This is a genomic window from Streptomyces griseoviridis, from assembly GCF_005222485.1.
GTDB lineage: Bacteria > Actinomycetota > Actinomycetes > Streptomycetales > Streptomycetaceae > Streptomyces > Streptomyces hintoniae.
The window spans coordinates 2,258,363-2,275,192 of sequence record NZ_CP029078.1 but is presented as its reverse complement, the minus strand read 5'-3'; the positions used below and the strand labels follow the sequence as shown (position 1 = coordinate 2,275,192).

16 protein-coding genes are annotated in these 16,830 nt (G+C 72.2%); 5 read left to right on the top strand and 11 right to left on the bottom strand.

What is annotated here, in order from left to right; translation table 11 throughout:
* Positions 1–346: 346 nt before the first annotated feature.
* A complete protein-coding gene (locus DDJ31_RS09155; RefSeq protein ID WP_240678250.1) occupies positions 347–1,741 on the bottom strand; it encodes an MFS transporter in 1,395 nt (464 codons plus the stop codon).
* Complete coding sequence (locus DDJ31_RS09150) at positions 1,738–2,592, bottom strand: alpha/beta fold hydrolase (protein ID WP_127180776.1); 855 nt, start codon at positions 2,590–2,592, stop codon at positions 1,738–1,740. The genes DDJ31_RS09155 and DDJ31_RS09150 overlap by 4 nt, the downstream gene beginning before the upstream one ends.
* A 92-nt stretch (positions 2,593–2,684) precedes the next feature.
* On the opposite strand from DDJ31_RS09150, the gene DDJ31_RS09145 reads away from it, so the two are divergent.
* Entirely contained in the window at positions 2,685–3,641 is a 957-nt protein-coding gene (locus DDJ31_RS09145) for a LysR family transcriptional regulator (protein WP_127180777.1), read from the top strand.
* Between the two features lie 115 nt (positions 3,642–3,756).
* Here the strand turns inward: DDJ31_RS09145 and DDJ31_RS09140 are convergent, their stop codons facing one another.
* The gene (locus DDJ31_RS09140) at positions 3,757–4,308 is read right to left on the bottom strand and encodes a flavoprotein (RefSeq protein WP_127180778.1); all 552 of its coding nucleotides are present in this window, start codon (positions 4,306–4,308) and stop codon (positions 3,757–3,759) included.
* A gap of 120 nt (positions 4,309–4,428) precedes the next feature.
* Between DDJ31_RS09140 and DDJ31_RS09135 the strand changes: the two genes are divergently transcribed.
* Both DDJ31_RS09135 and DDJ31_RS09130 read left to right on the top strand, forming a co-directional pair.
* A complete protein-coding gene (locus DDJ31_RS09135) occupies positions 4,429–5,613 on the top strand; it encodes a helix-turn-helix domain-containing protein (RefSeq protein WP_127180779.1) in 1,185 nt (394 codons plus the stop codon).
* Between the two features lie 91 nt (positions 5,614–5,704).
* A complete protein-coding gene (locus DDJ31_RS09130; protein ID WP_127180780.1) occupies positions 5,705–6,052 on the top strand; it encodes a hypothetical protein in 348 nt (115 codons plus the stop codon).
* A gap of 81 nt (positions 6,053–6,133) precedes the next feature.
* Here the strand turns inward: DDJ31_RS09130 and DDJ31_RS09125 are convergent, their stop codons facing one another.
* From DDJ31_RS09125 to DDJ31_RS09095, 7 genes are all read right to left on the bottom strand, one after another.
* Entirely contained in the window at positions 6,134–7,315 is a 1,182-nt protein-coding gene (locus DDJ31_RS09125) for a TerD family protein (protein ID WP_127182890.1), read from the bottom strand.
* A 148-nt stretch (positions 7,316–7,463) separates the two neighbouring features.
* Positions 7,464–8,453, bottom strand: a complete 990-nt coding sequence (locus DDJ31_RS09120) for a zinc-dependent alcohol dehydrogenase family protein (protein ID WP_127180781.1) — start codon at positions 8,451–8,453, stop codon at positions 7,464–7,466.
* On the bottom strand, positions 8,450–9,295 hold the full coding sequence (locus DDJ31_RS09115; RefSeq protein WP_127180782.1) for a carbohydrate ABC transporter permease: 846 nt from the start codon (positions 9,293–9,295) through the stop codon (positions 8,450–8,452). The genes DDJ31_RS09120 and DDJ31_RS09115 overlap by 4 nt, the downstream gene beginning before the upstream one ends.
* Positions 9,292–10,233, bottom strand: a complete 942-nt coding sequence (locus DDJ31_RS09110) for a carbohydrate ABC transporter permease (RefSeq protein ID WP_127180783.1) — start codon at positions 10,231–10,233, stop codon at positions 9,292–9,294. The genes DDJ31_RS09115 and DDJ31_RS09110 overlap by 4 nt, the downstream gene beginning before the upstream one ends.
* On the bottom strand, positions 10,230–11,600 hold the full coding sequence (locus tag DDJ31_RS09105; protein WP_127180784.1) for an ABC transporter substrate-binding protein: 1,371 nt from the start codon (positions 11,598–11,600) through the stop codon (positions 10,230–10,232). Before DDJ31_RS09105 ends, DDJ31_RS09110 begins: the two co-directional genes overlap by 4 nt.
* Before the next feature lie 87 nt (positions 11,601–11,687).
* Positions 11,688–12,458 carry a DeoR/GlpR family DNA-binding transcription regulator gene (locus DDJ31_RS09100; RefSeq protein WP_127180785.1) on the bottom strand — a complete coding sequence of 257 codons (771 nt, stop codon included), beginning with the start codon at positions 12,456–12,458 and terminating at the stop codon, positions 11,688–11,690.
* Positions 12,459–12,727: 269 nt separating this feature from the next.
* Positions 12,728–13,537 (bottom strand): NAD-dependent epimerase/dehydratase family protein, encoded by an 810-nt coding sequence (locus tag DDJ31_RS09095; RefSeq protein WP_127180786.1) that lies wholly within the window; start codon positions 13,535–13,537, stop codon positions 12,728–12,730.
* 254 nt (positions 13,538–13,791) lie between these two features.
* Between DDJ31_RS09095 and DDJ31_RS09090 the strand changes: the two genes are divergently transcribed.
* Together DDJ31_RS09090 and DDJ31_RS09085 are read left to right on the top strand one after the other, a co-directional pair.
* A complete protein-coding gene (locus DDJ31_RS09090) occupies positions 13,792–14,733 on the top strand; it encodes a 5-dehydro-4-deoxyglucarate dehydratase (protein ID WP_127180787.1) in 942 nt (313 codons plus the stop codon).
* Positions 14,730–15,896 (top strand): hypothetical protein, encoded by a 1,167-nt coding sequence (locus tag DDJ31_RS09085; RefSeq protein ID WP_127180788.1) that lies wholly within the window; start codon positions 14,730–14,732, stop codon positions 15,894–15,896. The genes DDJ31_RS09090 and DDJ31_RS09085 overlap by 4 nt, the downstream gene beginning before the upstream one ends.
* Before the next feature lie 49 nt (positions 15,897–15,945).
* Here the strand turns inward: DDJ31_RS09085 and DDJ31_RS09080 are convergent, their stop codons facing one another.
* Positions 15,946–16,818 (bottom strand): LysR family transcriptional regulator, encoded by an 873-nt coding sequence (locus DDJ31_RS09080; protein WP_164785013.1) that lies wholly within the window; start codon positions 16,816–16,818, stop codon positions 15,946–15,948.
* Positions 16,819–16,830 lie beyond the last annotated feature (12 nt).

Below are 16,830 nucleotides of genomic sequence, written 5' to 3'. Positions count from 1 at the left end.
GGCTCTCCTCGACCACTGCCAAGCCTGCCGACGTCGCCGACATCGATCACGTCGGTCTGCGCAAGGAGGCGTGGAGAGACGGCGCGAGCACGGGATCACGGCTGGGCATGGGGATGCTGGACATGCGGTCGGACTGAGTCGGCAGTCTCGGGGGAGGGGTTCGTGTATGTGGCTGAGGTTGCTGCGGTCGCGTGCCGCCGACGGCAGCGTCGCTGGTCGGGAAGACTGCTCCCCGCCCGCCCGGCGGTCCCCCTCTCTCAAGTGATCTCGTTTCGCGATCGCCTGTGATGTCACCCGCCGCTTCTCCTCTCATCCGAAGTACGCAGAAAAGCGCCGTCGCCGAAGCTCAGCCGCCCATCTCGCACGTGTCCCTCTCGATGTGGCTCCTGTAGCTGTCACGTCGGTCGCGGAGGCCGAGGCTGATCAGCGCTGTGATCGTGAAGGCCGTGGCCTGGTAGAGCATCGCGTGCCCGAACGCGGTGTTCGCGTCGGTGGCCGGGGCGTAGTAGGCCAGTCCGGCCGCGGTCACTCCGATGGATCCGCCGAGTTGCTGTGCCGTGGGCAGCAGGCCGGAGACCGAACCGGCGGCGGGGCCGTGCACCTCGGCCAGGACCAGGGCGAACACCGACGCGGTGAAGGCGCCGAACGCGGCTCCGCCGACCGCCAGTACGGGCAGCGCCGCCTGGCGTCCCGTCGCCGACCCGACGAGCGGGGCCAGCGCCAGGCACATCCCGGCCAGCACCACGGACGCGACGGTGAGCACCCTCGGCCCGTGCCGCCGGGTGAGAGCGGGCGCGACCCTGCTGCCGACGGCGGCGGCGGCCGCGAACGGCGCCGACGTCAGCGCGGCCGCCAGGGCCGAGTACCCGACGGCGGACTGGAGGTGGAGGAAGAGCAGGTAGGTGAAGGAGGGCACGCCCGTGTTGAACACGAACACCAGCAGCGTGCCCCTCCGCGCCGACCGGTCCCGCAGCACCGCCGGATGGATCAGCGGGTCGGGCCGGTGCGGGAGGCTCCGCACGAAGGAGCCGAGGGCGGCCACAGCCACGGCGAAACCGGCCCACGTCCACCAGGGCCAGCCCGCTTCCCGCCCCAGCGCCAGGGGCAGGACCAGCGCGCCGGCTCCCACGGTGACCAGCAGCGCGCCCAGCTTGTCGACGCGGAGCCCGTCCGCCCCGCGGCTGCGGGGCAGCGCGGTCGCCCCGGCCAGCGACGCGAGCGCCACCGGCACGGTCAGCAGCAGCACCGGCCGCCAGCCGAGGCCGAAGAGATCGGCGCTGAGGACGAGGCCGCCGATCAGCGGCCCGGCCAGTGACGCGACGGCCATGGTGGCGCCGTACAGGCCGAAGGCGCGCGGCCGGCGTGGCGCGGGAACGGCGGCCTGGATCAGCGACAGGACCTGAGGGGCGACGAGACCGCTGCCCGCGCCCTGCACCAGCCGGGCCGTGATCAGCGACGCGACGTCCGGGGCACCCGCGCCGGCCAGCGAACCCGCGGTGAAGACCACGGTGCCCGCCACGAACAGCCGTCGGTATCCGTACCGTTCGCCCAGCCGTGCGGCGGGGATGAGCAGGCACGCGTACGTCAGGGTGTATCCGGCGAGGACCAGTTGCACGGCGCCGGGACCGGCGCCAAGGCCGGCCTGGATCGCCGGCGCGGCCACCTGCGCGACCGTGACGTTGAGGAGTTGCACGAAGGTGGCGCTGAGCACCACCGGCAGCACGAGGCGTCCGCCGCTCACGGCAGCAGAGCCGCGGCGAGTTCGCGGGGCCGGGCGGCGAACGGGCTGTGGCTGCCCGGGAGGGTGCGCACGGTGAACGGGTCGCCCGGCACGGCCCGGTCGGCTTCCGCGATCATCAGGTCCTGCACGGCCGCCGGCAGCGCCCGGTCGTCGGCGCAGCGCAGGAAGGTCCGTGGGACGCGCCCCCACCGTCGCGCGGTCACGACGACCGGGGTGGTGGGGATCGCCAGCGGCAGATCGGGGCTCAGCGCCGAGCGCCAGCGGTCGAAGCGGTCCACGGGGGTGTCGTGGTAGTGGGTCTGCCGCAGTTCCTCGACGTAGGCGGGGTCCTGCGAGAGCGGGTTGATCCGCACGGCGCCCAGTTCCCCGGGGTCGCCGAGGTTGAGGCGCCCGCCCCGTGCCGTGGCGTTCTCCGGCGAGTCGAGATAGTCGGAGAACCGGGGCCGTCCGGCGGGCACGAAGGCCGAGAGGTAGACGATCTCGTCGACGAGTTCGGGCGCGCGTTCGGCGGCCAGTGACGCGGGGCCGCCGCCCGCGCTGTGCGCGACGAGCACGACACGACGGTGGTGGCGGACCCGGCGCAGCGTGTCCAGCACGGCCGCGGCGCAGTCGTCCGTCGTCACGGTGGCGAGCGCGGACCTCTCGGTCAGCAGACCCGGCTGGCCCGGCTGGAGGTATCCGCTGGGCAGGGGCGCGTCGAAGCCGTGTCCCGGCAGGTCGACGGCCACGCTCGCGGCACCGAGTCCGGCGAGTGCGCGCTGCGTCGCCGCCCACTGCGCGGAGCCGTGCCAGGCCCCGTGCACGAAGACGACGACGGTGCCTCGGGAGGAAGAAGAGGAAGGATCAGTCATGACCGCAGTCCACGCGACCCGGCCCCGGCTATCCAGTGAAAGATCTGACAAGCTGGTCGACGATACATATGAGGTATGGCGGGGAGGCTGGCATGGAGGCGCGGCACCTGAGGTACGCACTGACCCTCGCCGAGCACGAACACTTCGGCCGGGCGGCCGGTGCGCTGGGCATCGCGCAGCCCCCGCTGTCCAAGCAGATCGCCGACCTCGAACGGGAGGTGGGCGCCCGCCTGTTCGATCGCACCCGCCGCGGGGTGTTCCCGACGGCCGCGGGCGCGGCCTTCCTCACCCGGGCCCGCAGGGCGCTCGACGAGATCGCGGCGGCCTCGGTCGACGCGGCCAGGGCGGCACGCGGTGAGACGGGCCGACTGCGCCTCGGGTTCATCGCCTCGGCGCTGCTCGAACCCCTGCCGGACGTCCTGGGCCGGTTCGGCCGTGAGCGGCCCGACGTACGGTGGGAACTGCACGAGATGGCGACCAACCGCAGCACGGCCGCGCTCGTCGCCGGCGAACTGGACGTGGCGATCGGCCTCGGCCGGCCACGGGGCGTCGGGGCCGAGGAGCTGGTGTCGGTGCCGATCGGGCACGACCACCTGGTCGCGGTCGTCAGCAGCACGCACCCCTACGCGGGCCGGCCGTCGGTGCACGTGGACCAGCTGCGGCGACAGCCGCTGATCGTGGCGTCGGGCGAGGACGAGCCCGCCGTCGCCACCGGGCTGCGAGCCCTCCTGGGCAAGGACTCCCCGGCGCTCTCCGGCGCGACCGTCGCGAGGGACATCCACACCATCATCGGCCTCGCCGCCTGCGGGGTGGGCGTCGGCCTGGGCCCCTCTCGCATGCTGGCGGCCCCACGGCGGGGCACGTGGTTCTGCGAGGTGACCCCGCGCACGCCGCTGCCCGAGCTGGTCCTGTCCTTCAGCGCCCGGGACCGTTCCCCGGCGCTGAACGCCTTCCTCGACGTCATCCGCGCGAACTGCCCGGACGTCGGCGCCGCGCTCGACCACCGGCTCGGCCATGTGACGACGTCTGCCGCGAGCACTCCTTCCTGACGGCAGCGTCACTGGCCGGGAAGCCTGACCCCCGAACCAGGGCCGGCGTGTACAGCGACACGCTCTGGTCCCCGCACGCGCGGGGGTGGCCCCGGTCAGCAACCAACCCCCGCCGTCAATCCCCCCGAGAACCCACGAGCCGTTCCGCCGTGTCCAGTACCAACCCCCACGGGTACTTCTCCGGGCGGCTCCGGCCCGGTTCGTTCGGTACGAAGCCGCCCTCCCCGTACAGCACTTCCACGCCCATCTCCCGCAGCTCGCCGACGCTCCGTTCGAACTGGCGGTGCCGTACGTAGGCCGCGTTCACGCACGGCATCGTCAGGATCGGGATGTCCTTCCCGACGCCTTCCGCGACGACCCCGGTCACGAAGTCGTGGGTCAGGCCGAGCGCCCAGGAGTTCACCGTGTTGAAGGTGGCCGGCGCGACCGCGATGACGTCCGCCTTCGGCCACACGTCCGGCTCGCCCGGCGTCTTGTACTCCGACCGCACCGGGTGTCCCGTCAACGCGGCGAGCGCCGGCAGCCGGCCGTCCAGCCAGCGTGCGGCGGTCGGGGTGAGGCCCAGACACACGTCGAAGCCACGCTCCTGCGCGTCCTCGATCACTTTTGCCACGTCGAGGACCGGAGGTGCCGCCGAACCGAACAGATAGAGCACAGGAGTCGTCATGCGTTCATCCGACCACACGCGCAACCGCCCCCGATCCGGGTGGAGTCGGAGGCAGACGGCTGCCTCACGGCGGGTGGCGCCAGTAGCGTGCCGAGCGCGAGCGAGGAACCAGGAGACGGCATGCCCCCACCCGACGACGACCACACCGGCGCCCGAGTCCGCGAGCAGCGGCGGCTGGCCAGGCTGACGCTGCGCCAGTTCGCCGACCGGCTGCCGTACTCCTACAGCTACCTCACCCAGGTCGAGTGCGGCGCGCGGCCCGCCACCGCGGACTTCGTCGCGGCCTGCGCCCGCGCCCTCCGTGTCGACGTCACCGTCCTGACGGGACAGCCCTATGTGACCGAACTGCAGCGGGACCGGCTGGCCGAACTCGTCCGCCCCATCCGCGAGGCCCTCGACCTGTACGACCTCGGCGCCCACCCGGACCTCACGGCGCGGCCGGCCGCCGTCCTGCTCGCCGAGGCGGACCGGCTCTGCGAGCAGGTCCGCGCCACCCACCTGCGGACCGCCGCCGGCGCCCTGCCGAGCGCGATCACGGAACTCACCCACACCGCCTGGCAGACGCCGTCGACCGAGCTGTGGCGGGCCCTCGCCTCGACGTACCGCACCGCCCACGACATCGCCGTCAAGCTGGGCTACTACGACCTCTCCGCAGTGGCCCTCGACCGGATGGCGTGGGCCGCCGAGCGCGCCTCCGACCCGTGCCTGGGCGCGGTCCGCCAGTACATGCGGGCGCTCGTCTACTTCCGGGAGGGCGAGTACGCGATCGGGCAGCGGCTCGTGGCGTCGGGACACGGCATCGTCGGCCAGGCCGACGAGACCCGCGAGACGCTCGCCGTCACGGGCCAACTGCACCTGGGGGGCTCCGTCATCGCCGCGCGCGCCGACGACGTCACCGCGGTGGTGCGGCACCTCAGCGAGGCCCGGACGATCGCGGCCAGGATCGGGGACGCCTCCGACGTGCACTGGCTGTCCTTCGGCCCGACGAACGTCGCCCTGCACCGGATGTCCGCCGCGGTGGAGATGGGCCGGTACGACACGGCCCTGACGCAGGCCCGCCGCATCCGGCTGTCGACGTCCGTCGCGACCTCTCGCCGCGCCCACTTCCTCCTCGACCGGGCCCGTACCGAGATGGAGACCGGTCACACCGAGGCCGCGCTGACCCATCTCGTGCAGGCCCGCCGTGCCGCCCCGGAGCAGACCAGGTACCACCCGGGGGCCCGGGAGACGATCCGCGGGCTGCTGCACGTGGCCCGGCGGACGCCGGACAGCCTGACGTACATGGCGTCCTGGGTGGGAATGTGAGACCTCTCGCACAACTGTGAGAGGTACGGGGGCGTCCGCGGCCTACGGTTTCCCTTGCACGACGGATCACCGCGACGACGGAGGCGTGACCATGGGCGAGACCACGACGCCGCGCACCCACGTCCTCGCCGGGCTCGCTCTGCTCGATGTCCCGGCTCCCGACCAGTTGACCGACCGTCAACGCGCAGGTGCGCACTGCGCGTTCTCGGGGATTCCCCTCACCGTGACGGGGGCGGTCGATCTCGGCCGCCGTGACACGGTCCGTGCCGGGCAGCCGGTGACGTGGTACCCGCGGGCGTACCGGGGGGAGATCCCGCGCGCCGCCCTGGCCGCGCTCCACGCGCACACCCCCGACTGCGCGTCCTGCCGGGACGGGGAGACGGCGAACCACTGCCCGACCGGGACGGCGCTCCGCAGGCTGCTGCGGGAGTTCCGGTGATCCGCCACCGCCGACCACATCGACGGCTGACCAGCCGCCCTTGGTGGCGGAGGGCCCGGAAGCCCTCCGCGCGGAGATCGCCTACAGCGTCTGCGCCCCCGGCTTCACCATGTTCCGCACCGTGCGGGCCTTCACGAAGTCGCCGATCGCCGTCATCTCCCACTCACCGGAGAACTGGCGGATCAGCTTCGCCATCAGCACGCCCGTCTGGGGCTCCGCGCTGGTGAGGTCGAAGCGGACCAGTTCCTCGTCGGTCGCGGCGTCCACCAGGCGGCAGTACGCCTTGGCGACCTCCGTGAACTTCTGGCCGGAGAAGGAGTTCACCGTGAAGACCAGGCCGGTGGCCTCCTGGGGGATGCGGCCGAGGTCGACGACGATCACCTCGTCGTCGCCGCCGCCCTCGCCCGTGAGGTTGTCGCCCGAGTGCTTGATCGCGCCGTTGAGGATGGTCAGCTTGCCGAAGTAGCAGCTGTCGAGGTGGTTGCGCTGCGGGCCGTAGGCGATGACCGACGCGTCCAGGTCGATGTCCTTGCCGCGGTAGGCGGGCTCCCAGCCGAGGCCCATCTTGACCTGGGAGAGCAGCGGCCGGCCGCCCTTGACGAGGGAGACGGTCTGGTTCTTCTGGAGGCTGACCCGGCCCTTGTCGAGGTTGATCTTGCCGGTGCCCGGCGCGGCGGCCGGCGGGGCCGGCGGGGGCGTCGACGGCATGGGGGGCGCCGTCACCTGCGGGGCCGGGGCCGGGGCTTGGGTCTGGGGCTGGGCCGGGGGCGGCTCCTCCACCGTCACGCCGAAGTCCGTCGCGATGCCCGCCAGGCCGTTCGCGTAGCCCTGGCCCACCGCGCGGGCCTTCCAGGCGCCGTTGCGCAGGTAGATCTCCACGATCACCAGCGCCGTCTCGGTGCCGAGCTGCGGGGGTGTGAAGGTGGCCAGGACGCTGTTGTCGTCGGCGCCGCGGAGGGTGGCCGTCGGCTCGATGCCCTGGAACGTCTGGCCCGCCGCGTCCGGGCTCGCCGTGACGATGATCTTCTCGATGCCCGGCGGCACCGCGGTGGTGTCCACCACGATCGCGTCCGGTGCCGTGTCGCCGCCCGAGCGGTACGTCACGCCCGGTCCGGCCGGCTGGTTGTAGAAGATGAAGTCGTCGTCGGAGCGCACCTTGCCGTCGGCGGTGAGCAGCAGGCCCGAGACGTCGAGCCGCACGGGAGCGGCGACGTCCACCGCCACGCGGGCGGCGGAGAGAGGGATGTTCGAGCCGGGGGTCATAGCGGTCATGCAGGGGGAACGAGTGACGCCGCTTTACCGTTCCCTTACCCGGCGACGAACATATGTGCTGGTTTGAGAGGGACGTGTTCGGGCCCGGACCCTCGCGAGGGTCCGGGCCCGAACACGCGAGCGGAGGGGGAGGTCTCCGCTACGGGACCACCACGATCTTGCGGCCCACGCCCGCCGCGAACTGCTCGAGCGCCTGCGGGTAGTTGTCCAGCGCGATCCGGTCGCTGATGAAGATCTCCGGGTCGAGCACCCCGTTCGCGAACAGGTCCGCCGCCCGCTCGAAGCTGTGCAGGACCGCCATCGAACCGGTGATGGTGATCTCCTGGTTGTAGATGCGGTACGGGTCGATCGTCACCCGCGTCGCGTAGTCGGCCACCCCGAACTGGAGGAAGGTGCCCGCCTTCGCCACCCGGCCGAGACCGTCCTGGATCGCCGCCGCGTTGCCGGTCGCGTCGACGACGACGTCCCAGCCCTGCGGCCGCTCCAGCTCGTCCGCGTCGGCCGCGGCGCCGGAGACGCCGAGCCGCTGCGCGGTCTCCAGCCGGGTCGGGTTGAGGTCCACGATGTCGACGCTGGCGGCGCCGGTGCGCTTGGCCAGCTCCAGCATCATCAGGCCCATCGTGCCCGAGCCGTAGATCAGGACGCGGGCGCCCAGGCGGGAGTTGAGGACGTCGTAGCCGCGCACCGCGCACGACAGCGGCTCGATCAGGGCCGCGTCCTGGGTGCGGATGTGCTCGGGCAGCTTCACGCAGTTGGCCACCGGCGCGACCGCGTACTGCGCGGCACCGCCCGCGGTGGTCACGCCGATCGCGGCCCACCGCTCGCACATGTTGTTGTGGCCGTCCCGGCAGAACCGGCACTCGTAGCAGTACAGGGACGGGTCGACGGCCACCTGGTCGCCCACCGACACCTCGGTGACCTGGGCGCCGACACCGACCACCTCGCCGGCGAACTCGTGGCCCGGCACGATCGGCAGCTTGGGCGCGAACTCGCCCTGGAGGATGTGCAGATCGGTGCCGCACAGACCGCAGGCGGCGACCTCGACGACGACGTCGCGCGGTCCCGGCGTCGGGTCGGGGACCTCGCTGACGACGGCGCGGCCCACGGACTCGATGACGGCGGCCTTCATTTCACGGCTCCCAACGACAGGCCCTGGACCAGCTTGTCCTGGGCGGCGAACCCCGCGGCGAGAACCGGCAGGGAGATGACGAGCGACGCGGCGCACACCTTGGCCAGGAAGAGGCCCTGGCTGGTGATGAAGCCGGTCAGGAACACCGGCGCGGTCTCGGCGACCACCCCGGTGAGCACCCGGGCGAACAGCAGCTCGTTCCAGCTGAAGATGAAGCAGATCAGCGCGGTCGCGGCGATGCCCGGCAGGGCGATCGGGGCCACCACGCGGGCCAGGATGGTCGGCAGCTTGGCGCCGTCGACCCGCGCGGCCTCGATGACCGCGACGGGCACCTCGGCCAGGAACGACTGCATCATCCAGACCGCGATCGGCAGGTTCATGGAGGTGTAGAGGATGACCAGCAGCCAGATGTTGTCGAGCATGCCGGTGTTCTTGGCGAACAGGTAGATCGGCAGCAGGCCCGCGACGACCGGCAGCATCTTGGTCGACAGGAAGAAGAACAGGACGTCGGTCCACTTCTTCACCGGCCTGATGGACAGGGCGTAGGCGGCCGGCAGCGCGAGCACCAGGACGAGGAGCGTCGAGGTGAGCGACGCCACCGTCGAGTTGATCAGCGAGGGCCAGGGGCTCGCGCCGCCGCCGGTGCCGAAGAAGTCGCGGTACCCGTCGAGGGTCAACGGGGCCGCGAAGGACGGCGGGTTGGTGGCCGCGTCGCTCTCCGAGTGGAAGGACGTCAGTGCCATCCAGGCGATCGGGAGGAAGAACACGATGCCCGCCAGCCAGGCCAGCAGACCCAGGCCAAGGCCCTTACGGCGTACGGGCGTTGCGGTCGAGGTGCTCATGCGCGGCCCACCTCCTCACGGAACAGGGACGACACCACGCGCAGCGCGAAGGTCGCGATGACGATCGAGCCGATGACCACCAGTACGCCGGCCGCCGAGGCGAGGCCGTTCTCGTGCGCCTGGTAGAAGCTCTGGTAGACGGTGTAGGGCAGGTTGGCGGTGCCCAGGCCGCCGGAGGTGATGGTGAAGACGGCGTCGAAGTTCTGCACGATGTAGATCGAGCCGAGCAGGCCGCCGAGTTCGAGGTAGCGGCGCAGGTGCGGGAGCGTGAGGTGGCGGAAGATCTGCCAGTCGCTCGCGCCGTCCACGCGGGCCGCCTCCATCTGCTGGGAGTCGCGGCTCTGCAGCCCGGCCAGCAGGATCAGCATCATGAACGGCGTCCACTGCCAGATCAGCGACGCCTCGACGGCGAGCAGCGGGGTGTTGGAGATCCAGTCGGGCTGCGGGCCGCCCACGTAGTGCAACAGGCCGTTCAGCAGGCCGTATTCGGGGTTGTAGAGGACGTGCTTCCACAGCAGCGCCGCCGCCACCGGGACCACGAGGAACGGGGCGATCAGCAGGGTGCGGACCACGCCCCGGCCGCGGAACTTGCGGTCGAGCAGCAGGGCGAGGCCGAGGCCGAGGACCAGGCTGGCCAGCACGACGGCCGCGGTCAGCAGGATCGTCGTCCACACCGAGTGGCGCAGGTCGGCGTCGGAGAGGACCTGCTGGTAGTTGCCGAAGCCGGTGAACTTGCGGGCCTTCGGGTACAGCGCGTTCCAGTCGAAGAACGAGATGACCAGGGTCGCCACGAAGGGCAGCTGGGTCACCGCGATCATGAAGATCAGGGCGGGCAGCAGCGGTGCCCTGGTGGCCCAGGCGCGCAGCCGGGCCGAGGGCTGGTTCTGCCGGGTGGGTACGGGGGTCGCGGCCCGTGGGGCCGCCGTCGTAGCGGTCATCGTCCCTCGTACTCCTCGGAGATCTTCTCAGCCAGCTTCTGGGACTTCTTCAGGGCCGACTCGACGGACTGGCGTCCGGCGATGGCCGCGCTGATCTCCTGGGAGACCTTGGTGCCGAGGTCGGTGAACTCGGGGATGCCGACGAACTGGATGCCGGGCGCGGGGCGCGGCTGCACGCCCGGGTCGTTCGGGCGGGCGCCCTCGATGGCCTCCTTCGTCATCTCCTGGAAGGAGGCGGCGGACTTGCGGTAGTCGGCGTTGCTGTACGTCGAGGCGCGCTTGCCGGCCGGCACGTTGGCCCACCCGCTGGTCTCGCCGACCAGCTCCTCGTACTTCTTGCTGGACGCCCAGGAGACGAACTTCCAGGCGTTGTCGGAGTTGCGGGACGCCTTCTGGATGCCCCAGGCCCAGGTGTAGAGCCAGCCGGCGGACTCGGTCTTCTCCACCGGCGCGGGGGCGTAGTCGAGCTTGCCCTTGACCGGGGAGTTCGACGCCTCCAGGGCGCCGGCGGCGCTGGTGGCGTCGTACCACATGGCGACCTTGCCCTGGGTGAGGTTGTTGAGGCACTCGGCGAAGCCGGACTGGGCGGCGCCCGACTCGCCGTGGTCGCGGACCAGGTCGACGTAGAACTTGACGGCCTTCTCGAACTCGGGGGAGTCGAGCCCGGCCTTCCAGTCCTTGTCGAACCAGGTGCCGCCGAAGGTGTTGACGACGGTGGTGAGCGGCGCCATCACCTCGCCCCAGCCGGGCAGTCCGCGCAGGCAGATGCCCTTCATCCCGGGCTTGGCGCCGTCCACCTGGGCGGCCAGGTCGGCGATCTGCGTCCAGGTGGGGTGGGCCGGCATGGTCAGGCCCTTCTCCTTGAAGACGTCCTTGCGGTACATCAGGAAGGAGGACTCGCCGTAGAACGGCTGGCCGTAGAGCTTGCCGTCGTCGCCGGTCAGCGACTGGCGCATGGGCTTGAGGATGTCCTTCTCGTCGTAGCCGGGGTCCTTGGCCACGTACGGGTCCATGTCGTGCAGCCAGCCGTTGCGGGCGTAGATCGGTATCTCGTAGTTGCTGAGGGTCGCGACGTCGTACTGGCCCGCCTGGTTGGCGAAGTCCTGGCTGATCTTGTCGCGGACGTCGTTCTCGGGCAGCACGGTGAAGTTCACCTTGATGCCGGTCTCTTTGGTGAAGTGGGCGGCGGTGAGCTTCTGGAGCTCCACCATCTGCGGGTTGTTGACCATGAGGACATTGACGGAGTCGCCGCCGGAACCCGACCCGCCCGCCCCGACCCAACAGCCGGAGAGCAGCGGGGCGAGCAGCGTCCCTGCGGCGGCCATGGCGAGCGTTGCTCGCGGCCTCCGTCGGCTCGGGGTGCGCATGGATCGCTCCTGAACATAAGGGTTGATAAGCGTGGAAAAGGGGCGCTTACGGGTGTGACGAAGCCTTGGGGAGGCAGGGGTGGACAGTCAGACACGGATGATCTGCGGCCCGAGCAGCGAGTACCGCTGGGCCTCGGCCGACGGCAGCATGGTGCTGGTGACGATGGCCTCCAGCGTGCCGATCTCCGCGAACCGGCAGAAGCTGACCGCGCCGAACTTGGTGTGCACGCCCGCGAACACGGTGCGTCGCGCGGCCCTGATGGCCTGGGCCTTGACCTCGCACACGGCGGGGTCGGGGGTGGTCAGGCCGTGTTCGCGGGAGATGCCGTTGGCGCCGATGAAGGCGAGGTCGACGACGAAACCGGCCAGCATCTTGGTGGTCCAGTGGTCGACGGTGGCGAGCGTGCCCGAACGGACCCGGCCGCCGAGCAGCAGCACCGACACGTTCTCGGCCTCGGCGAGGGTGCCCGCCACCGGCAGGGAGGCGGTGACCACCGTCAGCGGACGGTCCCGGGGGAGGGCCTCGGCGATGAGCTGCGGGGTGAAGCCCTCGTCGACGAAGACCGTCTCGGCGTCCCCGAGCAGCTCGGCCGCCGCGGCGGCGATCCGGCGCTTCTCGGGCACATGGCTGGTCGCGCGGAAGGCGAGAGTTGTCTCGAAACCGGCGCTCTCCACGGGGTAGGCGCCGCCGTGGGTGCGGCGGACCAGACCGTGGTCCTCCAGGGCGCGCAGATCCCGCCGTACGGTCTCCTTCGCCACGCCCAGGCGGTCGGCGAGCGCGGTGACGTCGACCGAACCGGTGGCGCGGGCGACCTGCACGATCTCCCGCTGGCGTTCCTCCGCCGTTCTCGCCTCCATGGCTGACACCCGCCTCTCACGCCGTTGTACCTGCCCGTTCGGGCCCGGTGCGACCCATGGGGGAAGTTCTACAGCGGGTGCGCGGCTCTGACCAGGTCTGTTGCACGCCCGTTCCTGCCCGTCTGGGCCCGTTTCCCGGGCGGAGGGACCGCCTCGGACCTGCGCGTCAGCTGTGCGGGGCGTGGGATCGGGCAGCGGCCGTGCCCGAACACGCCGAAGGGCGGGCCCGTTCGGCGCCCGCCCCATGAACAACCGCTCGCGCGGAAGGATCAGTACGGCCAGATCGGCGGGTCGCTCACGAAGTGGCCGCCCAGGTACGCATGTCCGATGTTGTCCGGATCCAGCTCCCCCTGCTCGGCGATCAGCTTCGCGGCGAACGGCTCGGAGTCGTCCCGCGGTTCGTAGCCGAGGGCGCGCGCGCCGGAGAGGTCCCACCAGAGCCGGGTGTTGGCTGAGGAGCCGTTGACGACGGTGTGGCCGACGTTCTCTGCGGTCAGGGCCGCGTCGAAGAGGCGGGCGCCGTCGGCGGGGCTCATCCACACGGACAGCATGCGCACGCTGGTGGGTTCGGGGAAGCAGGAGCCGATCCGCACCGACACCGTCTCCAGGCCGTGCTTGTCCCAGTACAGCTGGGCGAGGTCCTCGCCGAAGCACTTGGAGAGGCCGTAGAAGGTGTCAGGGCGGCGCGGGGTGTCGACGGGGATGAGCGGGTCGTCGCCCTGGGGGCGGGGGGTGAAGCCGACGGCGTGGTTGGAGGAGGCGAACACGATCCGTCCGACGCCCTCCTCGCGCGCGGCCTCGTACACGTTGTAGGTGCCCTCGATGTTGGCGCGGAGGATCTTGTCGAAGGGGGCTTCCAGGGAGATGCCCGCGAGGTGGATGATCGCGTCGACGCCTCGCACGGCCTCGCGCACGGCCGCCCGGTCGGCGAGGTCCGCGGTGATCGCGTCCGGGGCGCCCTCGACGGGGAGCAGGTCGAGCAGGCGCAGCTCGTAGCCGTGGGCCGGGAGCAGTTCCCGCATCAGGGTGCCGAGCCCGCCGGCGGCGCCGGTGAGCAGAACGGTACGGGGAGCGGGCATCCTCGGGTCTCCTTGGGTCCGCCGCCTGAGTCAGGTGGCCTCATCTGTGGATGTTATTCACATTCGTGACCACGCTAAGGAGATCCGGTGCGCCCCGTCAAGTGTCGCGCGATGCCCGCGTACGCGCTCCCTTTCCGCTGGTGTCCGCCCGATCCGCGCGCTTGACCGGGCCGTTGTCCGCTTCATAGTCTGACGGTGTTCAGAGATATGGACAATGATCAGAAGAACGTACGCGCCTGCCTCAGGGAGAGCCCGTGACGCCTGCCCCTCTCGCCACTCGACTCAGCATCCCCAGCGGGCCGCTGTTCTTCCCCGTCACCGCCTACGGACCCGACGGCGGCCTCGACCTCGACGTCTACCGCGCCCATGTGCGCCGCGGGGTCGACGCCGGTGCCGCCGCCGTCTTCGCCTGCTGCGGCACCGGCGAGTTCCACGCGCTCACCCCCGAGGAGTACGAGCGGTGCGTACGGGCCGCCGTCGAGGCCGCCGGGGGGCGGGTGCCGGTGGTGGCGGGCGCCGGGTACGGGACCGCGCTCGCCGTCCGCTACGCCGGGCTCGCCGAGGCGGCGGGCGCGGACGGGCTGCTCGCCATGCCGCCCTACCTGGTGGTCGCGGGCCAGGAGGGGCTGGTGCGGCACTACCGGGAGGTGGCCGCCGCGACCGCGCTGCCCGTCATCGTCTACCAGCGCGACAACGCCGTCTTCACCCCGCCCGCCGTCGTCGAACTCGCCCGCACCGAGGGCATCATCGGCCTCAAGGACGGCCTCGGCGACCTCGACCTGATGCAGCGGACCGTCAGCGCCGTCCGCACCGAAGTCCCGGAGGAATTCCTCTACTTCAACGGACTGCCGACCGCCGAACAGACCCAGCTCGCCTACCGCGGCATCGGCATCACGCTCTACTCCTCCGCCGTCTTCTGCTTCGTCCCCGAGATCGCCCTCGCCTTCCACACCGCGCTCAGGACCGGCGACGACCCCACCGCCCACCGCCTCCTCGACGGCTTCTACCGGCCGTTCGTCGAACTGCGCGCCCAGGGACGCGGTTACGCCGTCGCGCTGGTCAAGGCCGGGGTGCGGCTGGGCGGCCTCGACGTCGGGGAGGTCAGGCCGCCGCTGCACGAGCCGACCGAGGATCATGTCAAGCAGCTCGCCCAGTTGATCGAACGCGGCCACGCGCTGCTGGAGGAGGACCGGTGAAGGCTTCGGCATTCGTCTACCCCTGGGACGTCTGCGGGGACCCCAAGGCGCCCGAGCGGATCGCCGCCCTCGGCGTGGAGCAGGTGACGCTCGCCGCCGCCTACCACTCCACCCGCGCCCTCACCCCCCGCCACCCGCGCCACCGGATCGTCACCGCCGAACACGCCGCCGTGCTCTACCCGCCCGACGACCGGTGGCGGGGACGGGAGTTGCGCCCGTACCCGGCCGGCGACTGGGCCCCGGGCGACGCCTACGGCGAGGCCGCCGACGCCCTCGCCGCGGCCGGTCTCGACGTGCACACCTGGGTCGTCCTCGCCCACAACTCCCGTCTGGGCGCGGAGCATCGGGACACCTCCGTCGTCAACGCCTACGGCGACCGCTACCCGTGGGCGCCCTGCGTCGCCCAACCGGCCACCCGCGCCTACCTCGTCGAGCTGGCCGCCGAGGCGGCGGTACGGCCCGGCGCCGGCGGCACCGAGCTGGAGTCACTCGGCTGGTACGGCCTCACCCATCTGCACGCCCACGACAAGACCGGCGGGGTCCCGCTCGGCGAGGCCGCCCAGTACCTGATGGCGCTCTGCTTCTGCCCCGTCTGCCGCGCCGGCTACGGCGAACAGGGCCTGGACGCCGACGCGTTGGCGTCCGACGTACGGGCCGCCCTGGAGCCCGTGTGGCAGGGGGCGCCGGCTGACGGCGACGGCTGGTCCGCCGTCGAGAAGCTGCTCGGCGCGACGACGTCGGCGGCCACCCGCGCCTGGCGCGACGGCGTCGCCCGCACCCTCCAGGAGACGGCGGTCGCCGCGGTCCGCGCGGCGGCCCCGACCGGCTTCCAGGTCCTGCTGCACGCCGACCCGGTGACGTACCACGTCGGCGCCAACCCGGGCGTCGACCCGGCGCACATCCTGTCCGTCGCGGACGGCGTGGTCGTCCCCTGCGCGGACGGACCCGGACTGCTCACCCCGTTCGCCGCACAGCGCCGCCCGGACGCGGTGATCGCCGCGAACTTCCCGGTCGTCGCCGCGATGGGCGGCGCTCCCGACGCCCTCGCGGCCGGGCTGGACCGGGCCCGCGAACACGGCGCGACCGAGGCCCGCCTGTACCACGCGGGCCTGGCGTCGGACGCCGATCTGGTTGCGGTCGGGCGGGCGTTGGCCGGGCGGTAGGCGAAGCCGGGGGACACGCTCCGCGTCCCGGCGGGCGCCCGCCCCGGGGTCAGAGCCGGGTGGCCGTGCGGATCAGGGCGGCGAGGGCGCGGGAGCGGCTGTGGGCCGGCCACGCGATGTGCGTGACCACCGGCGGCGCGTCGGACAGCGGGACGGCCGTGTGCTCGGCCCACAGCCAGGCGCGGGCGGATTCGGGGACGACGGCGGCGGTGCGGCCGAGGGCGATCAGCTGGGCCAGCTGGGTCTGGTCGTGGATCTCCGGTCCCGGGCCCGGCGGATAGAGCCCGTGCCGGGACCAGCGGGCCAGCGGCAGGTCCGGGATGCCGACGGTCTCGGCCACGCGGAGGCTGCGCCGGGCGGCGAGGGGGTGCGCGGCGGGCACCACGACGACCTGGCCCTCGGTCAGCAGCTCCTCGCTGTCGAACCCGGAGAGGGAGTTGAACGGCGTGTGCATGAGCGCCACGTCGGCGCGGCCGTCCCGCAACATGCCCGCCTGCTCGCACAGGCCGCTCGGCACCACCTCGATCTCGGCGGCGTCCGGCTCGGCCGCGTGCGCGTCCAGGAGCTTGTGCAGCAGCTCGTGGGAGAAGCCGGCCTTCACCGCGAGCACCAGACGGTCGCCGCGGCCGTCCCGGGCGTCCGCCGCGCCGGCCCGGCGGGTGCGGCGGGCGGCGGCGGTTACCGCGTCGAGCGCCGCGCGGCCCTCGTGCAGCAGCGTCTCCCCGGCGCCGGTCAGCCGGACCCCGCGCCGGTCGCGGTCCAACAGGCTGACGCCGAGGCGCCGTTCGAGCTGCTGGACGGCGCGCGACAGCGGCGGCTGAGCCATCCCGAGCCGCTCGGCCGCGCGGCCGAAGTGCCGTTCCTCGGCGACGGCCACGAAGTACCGCAGCTCACGGGTCTCCACGCTCTCCACGGTGTCCATGGCCCCACCGTA

Excerpts from the sequence above, each read along its gene's own strand:
- DDJ31_RS09150 (WP_127180776.1), bottom strand. The coding sequence starts at position 2,592 with ATGACTGATCCTTCCTCTTCTTCCTCCCGAGGCACCGTCGTCGTCTTC.
- DDJ31_RS09145 (WP_127180777.1), top strand. The coding sequence starts at position 2,685 with ATGGAGGCGCGGCACCTGAGGTACGCACTGACCCTCGCCGAGCACGAA.
- DDJ31_RS09140 (WP_127180778.1), bottom strand. The coding sequence starts at position 4,308 with ATGACGACTCCTGTGCTCTATCTGTTCGGTTCGGCGGCACCTCCGGTC.
- DDJ31_RS09135 (WP_127180779.1), top strand. The coding sequence starts at position 4,429 with ATGCCCCCACCCGACGACGACCACACCGGCGCCCGAGTCCGCGAGCAG.
- DDJ31_RS09130 (WP_127180780.1), top strand. The coding sequence starts at position 5,705 with ATGGGCGAGACCACGACGCCGCGCACCCACGTCCTCGCCGGGCTCGCT.
- DDJ31_RS09125 (WP_127182890.1), bottom strand. The coding sequence starts at position 7,315 with ATGACCCCCGGCTCGAACATCCCTCTCTCCGCCGCCCGCGTGGCGGTG.
- DDJ31_RS09120 (WP_127180781.1), bottom strand. The coding sequence starts at position 8,453 with ATGAAGGCCGCCGTCATCGAGTCCGTGGGCCGCGCCGTCGTCAGCGAG.
- DDJ31_RS09115 (WP_127180782.1), bottom strand. The coding sequence starts at position 9,295 with ATGAGCACCTCGACCGCAACGCCCGTACGCCGTAAGGGCCTTGGCCTG.
- DDJ31_RS09110 (WP_127180783.1), bottom strand. The coding sequence starts at position 10,233 with ATGACCGCTACGACGGCGGCCCCACGGGCCGCGACCCCCGTACCCACC.
- DDJ31_RS09105 (WP_127180784.1), bottom strand. The coding sequence starts at position 11,600 with ATGCGCACCCCGAGCCGACGGAGGCCGCGAGCAACGCTCGCCATGGCC.
- DDJ31_RS09100 (WP_127180785.1), bottom strand. The coding sequence starts at position 12,458 with ATGGAGGCGAGAACGGCGGAGGAACGCCAGCGGGAGATCGTGCAGGTC.
- DDJ31_RS09095 (WP_127180786.1), bottom strand. The coding sequence starts at position 13,537 with ATGCCCGCTCCCCGTACCGTTCTGCTCACCGGCGCCGCCGGCGGGCTC.
- DDJ31_RS09080 (WP_164785013.1), bottom strand. The coding sequence starts at position 16,818 with ATGGACACCGTGGAGAGCGTGGAGACCCGTGAGCTGCGGTACTTCGTG.